The sequence below is a fragment of the Streptomyces olivaceoviridis genome, from assembly GCF_014650115.1.
GTDB classification, from domain to species: Bacteria; Actinomycetota; Actinomycetes; order Streptomycetales; family Streptomycetaceae; genus Streptomyces; species Streptomyces olivaceoviridis.
This window is the reverse complement of the sequence record NZ_BMUI01000083.1, coordinates 1-4384: the sequence shown is the minus strand read 5'-3', so window position 1 is coordinate 4384 and position 4384 is coordinate 1. Positions and strand designations below refer to the sequence as shown.

The 4384-nt window shown below is 71.3% G+C and carries 5 protein-coding genes; all 5 read left to right on the top strand.

Annotation, left to right across the window (positions count from 1 at the left end; translation table 11 throughout):
- The coding region (locus IE273_RS42900) for a helix-turn-helix transcriptional regulator (RefSeq protein WP_189820526.1) at window positions 1-389 on the top strand (389 nt) is incomplete at its 5' end.
- Between the two features lie 438 nt (window positions 390-827).
- Window positions 828-1892: an alpha/beta fold hydrolase gene (locus IE273_RS42895; RefSeq protein WP_189820525.1), complete on the top strand. Its 1065-nt coding sequence runs from the start codon at window positions 828-830 to the stop codon at window positions 1890-1892.
- A gap of 64 nt (window positions 1893-1956) precedes the next feature.
- Window positions 1957-2715: a creatininase family protein gene (locus IE273_RS42890; RefSeq protein WP_189820524.1), complete on the top strand. Its 759-nt coding sequence runs from the start codon at window positions 1957-1959 to the stop codon at window positions 2713-2715.
- A 341-nt stretch (window positions 2716-3056) separates the two neighbouring features.
- On the top strand, window positions 3057-3917 hold the full coding sequence (locus tag IE273_RS42885; protein WP_189820523.1) for an alpha/beta fold hydrolase: 861 nt from the start codon (window positions 3057-3059) through the stop codon (window positions 3915-3917).
- A 121-nt stretch (window positions 3918-4038) separates the two neighbouring features.
- A partial coding sequence (locus IE273_RS42880; protein WP_189820522.1) for a helix-turn-helix domain-containing protein occupies window positions 4039-4384 on the top strand: 346 nt, incomplete at its 3' end.

Here is a 4384-nt window from a genome sequence, read left to right as displayed (position 1 = left end):
CCTTCGAACTCGCCCGCATCCGCCTCGCCCACGGCATCCGCCTGCGCCACACCCAGGGCTCCCGGAGCGCCCGCCCGCTCCTCGTCCAGGCCGCGGAGACGTTCGAACGGCTCGGCGCGCCCACCTGGGCCGAACGGGCACGGGCGGAACTCAGGGCGTCGGGACTGGCCACCCGCATGACCTCCGCCCAGCTCGCCGAGCTGACCTGGCAGGAACGTCAGATCGCCGATCTCGCCGCCGGCGGCCTGACCAACAAGGAGATCGGCCAGCGGATGCACCTGTCACCGCGCACGGTCAGCTCCCACCTCTACCGGGTCTTCCCCAAACTCGGCATCACCTCCCGCGCCGCCCTGCGCGACGCCCTGGCCAAGCTGGAGGAGGACAGCTGAGATGGGGAAGTGTGCGGCCGGGCGAGGGCCGTGGGTGCCGTCTGAGTCGAATGACTTAAGCCCCGGATTCCGGGCCGCGGACGAGGTGGGTGGCGGATGGGGCCGCCCTGGGCTCGCCACCTGCGCCGCCGTGGCGGGGCTGAGGGCGTCGCGGTGGCGCGTCGTACGCCCGGCCCCGTCACCGCATCGGACCGTCATGTGACTGATGTGTCCGGATTCGCGACGGACGAGAGTATGTGCCGCCGGTCCGGCCACGGAAAGGAGGTCTCCCACTCCTTCCCGACCACCGGGAACGTCCTCGCGTCACCTGTTTGACAGGTGATGGGCCGTGTGCGAGGGTCATCGCGCCAGCAGTCGCAGTGATCCCGTACCGCCGATGCGAGCGAAGGTTCCCCGGGCACGGACGGGTCATCGAACACGCACGACGGAGGGTTTCAGATGATCAACAGGCGTACTTTCAGCAAGGCCGCCGGCCTGGGCGCCGGCGCAGCCGCCATCTCCCTGTCCGGCCTCCAGAACCAGGCGTCCGCCGCCACCTCGCACCGCACGAGCGGCAGCCCCGCGCCCACCGTGCCCACCATCACCCCCGGCACGCACACCACGTTCCCCACGCTGAAGCAGGTCAAGGCGGGCGTCCTCGACATCGGCTACGCCGAGGCCGGCCCCGCCCACGGCCCGGTGGTCATCCTCCTGCACGGCTGGCCCTACGACATCCACAGCTACGTCGACGTCGCCCCGCTCCTCGCCGACCTGGGCTACCGCGTCATCGTTCCCTACCTGCGCGGTCACGGCAGCACCCGCTTCCTGTCCAGCCGCACCCCGCGCAACGCCGAGCAGTCCGCCATCGCCCTCGACATCATCGCCCTGATGGACGCGCTCAAGATCCACCGCGCGGTCTTCGCCGGCTTCGACTGGGGTTCGCGCACCGCCGACATCATCGCCGCCCTGTGGCCCGAGCGCGTCAAGGCCCTGGTGTCCACCAGCGGTTACGTCATCACCAACGTCAAGTCGCAGCTGACGCCCGCCGCCCCGGCCGTCGAGCACAACTGGTGGTACCAGTGGTACTTCGCCACCGACCGCGGCAAGCAGGCCATGGAGAACCCCGAGGAGCGCGTCGCGCTCTGCCGCTACGTGTGGACCCTCGTCTCCCCCAACTGGAACTTCTCCGACGCCACCTTCGACCGCACCGCCCAGGCCTTCCTCAACCCCGACTACGCCGCCATCGTGCTCTACAACTACCGCTGGCGCATCGGCCTCATCGAGGGCGAACCCCGCTACGACCGCTACGAGAAGCTGCTCGCGGCGCAGCCCCCCATCCACGTCCCCACCATCACCCTCGACCCGGCCCTCGACCCCTTCACCCCGCCCGGCGACGGCACCACCTACCGCGGCCACTTCACGGGCAAGTACGAGCACCGGACCATCGCGAACATCGGCCACAACCTGCCGCAGGAGGCGCCCACCACCTTCGCCCAGGCAGTTGTCGACGCCGACCACCTCTGAGCCCCGCGCCGGACACCGACCCGGTAACCCACCCCCCACCGGTCACTCCCAGGAGGAGTCACAGATGAGCGAAGTCCAGTGGAACCGTCTGACCGCCGCGCAGATACGTGCCCTCGCCGCCCAGGACGCGGTCGTACTGCTGCCCGTGGGGGCCACCGAGCAGCACGGGCCTCATCTGCCCACCGGCGTGGACGACTTCCTGGCCGCGGAGGTGTGCCGGAGGGCGGCGCTGCTGGCGTCCGAGCACACCGGTGTGGTGGTGACGCCCTCGATCCCGACCGGGCTGTCGGAGCACCACATGGCGTTCGGCGGCACCATCACACTCTCCCTGCCCACCCTGCACGCGCTGCTGCGTGACGTCTGCCGTTCCGTGATCCGGGCGGGTTTCTCCCGCATCCTGATCGTCAACGGGCACGGCGGGAACATGACGGCCCTCAACGCCCTCACGACCGAACTGACCGCCGAGCTGTCGACGCCGATCGCGTTCGCCAGTTACTTCGGCGCCGGACGGGAGGTGGTGCGGGACACCCTGGAGACCCAGGACGGTCTCATGCACGCGTGTGAGGGGGAGACGTCCATGATGATGGCCGCCTACCCCGAGCTGATCCACGGCGAACACCTGGCCGAGGCGCACGGACCGCACATCACCCTGCCCGCGGAGTCCACCGAGCCGGTGTACATGGCCGTGTCCTTCGACCGGATCACGAAGTCCGGGGTCGCGGGTGACGCCCGGGTGGCGAGCCCGCAGAAGGGGGAGACGATGCTCTCCGGCTGCGCGAGGGCCCTGGCCGACATCATCCTGCGGGATCCCTGGGCGCGGTAGAGCACCGCGGACCGACCAGCGCGAACGGCGCGGCGCGGGTCGGCGCGGACGGCGTGACGAACCGGGTACGGGCGTCCCGCTCGCGTCTGCCGAACCGCTCGGGCCAGTGACACATGTGCGCCTGGCCACGGTATGCGGCCGGGTGGGGCAATGCCCTGCCCGGCCGCTCCTGCGTTCAGGCCCGCCGCACCCGGGAAGCCGCCCGATTCGAGCAGGCCACACCATGGCGTCACCGGCTTGACAGGTGACGCCAAGCATGACAGATTCATCACCAGTCAGGGCGGTGACGCAACCGGCGAAGCCGGGCCGCCCATTACCGGAACATCTGAAAGGGGCCAGTCGTGGCGAGCATCAAGGGTGGGCGCAAGCGAGTGGTGACGGGTGTGGTCTCGACGCTCACGGCGGGTCTCGCGCTCGGCGCGTTCGCCCTCAGCGGCACCGCCAGCGGAGCTACCAAGACCGCCGAGGCCGCCGGGGCCGGCAGGCACGTCAAGCCGACCATCGTCCTGGAACACGGCGCCTTCGCCGACGGCTCCAGCTGGAACGGCGTCATCGCGGACCTGCGCGCCGACGGCTACCCGGTCGTGGCCGCCGCCAACCCGCTGCGCGGCCCCGCCTCCGACGCCGCGGCCCTGCGCACCGTCCTCGACCACGTCAAGGGCCCGAAGATCCTCGTCGGCCACTCCTACGGCGGCAACGTCATCAGCGAGGCCGCCACCGACGATCCCGAGGTCAAGGCCCTCGTCTACGTGGCCGCCTTCCTCCCGGCGCCCGGGGAGAGCGCACTGGAGCTGACCAACAAGTACCCGGGCTCCACCCTCCCCGACGCCCTCGACCCCGTCACCTACAAGCAGGCCGACGGCACCACCGCCACCGACCTGTACATCCAGCAGGACAAGTTCCGCCACCAGTTCGCCGCCGACGTCCCCGCCGGCCAGGCCGCCCTCATGGCCGCCGAGCAGCGCCCCATCGCGCAGGCCGCCCTGGAGGAGAAGGCCACCAGCGCCGCCTGGAAGACCAAGCCCAGCTGGGACATCGTCACCACCCAGGACCTCAACATCCCCGCCGCCGTCCAGCGCTTCATGGCCAAGCGTGCCCACGCCCACACCACCGAGGTGGCCGCCTCGCACTCCGTCGCCGTCTCCCACCCGCACCTCGTCGCCGACGTGATCGAGCGGGCCGCCCGCGCCACCGTCCGCTGACCCCCGCGGCGCCTGACCGCCCGGACGGGTCCCCCCAGCCCGGTACCGCCAGGAACGGCGGTACCGGGCACGGCCGCATCCGGCACCAGCGTGTCCGGCCCACTCCGTGAGAATGGATGACATGAATCCACATTCCGACTCCCGTCGGCTGGGGAACTTTCTCAGGGCCCGTCGGGCGCAGCTGACGCCGCAGGAGTGCGGCCTGCCCGAGACGGACTCCGCCCGCAGGGTCGCCGGGCTGCGCCGCGAGGAGGTCGCCCAGCTCGCCGCGATCAGCGTGGACTACTACACCCGCCTGGAGCAGGGCCGCGTCCGTGCCTCCGCCCCCGTCCTCGCCACCCTGGTCCGCGCCCTGCGCCTCGACGACGACCAGCAGAAATACCTCTACGAACTCGCCGGCCGCAACGACGACCGGCCGCGCCGGCGCCGGCCCGCCCAGCCCGTACGGCCGCCCATGCGCCGCCTGC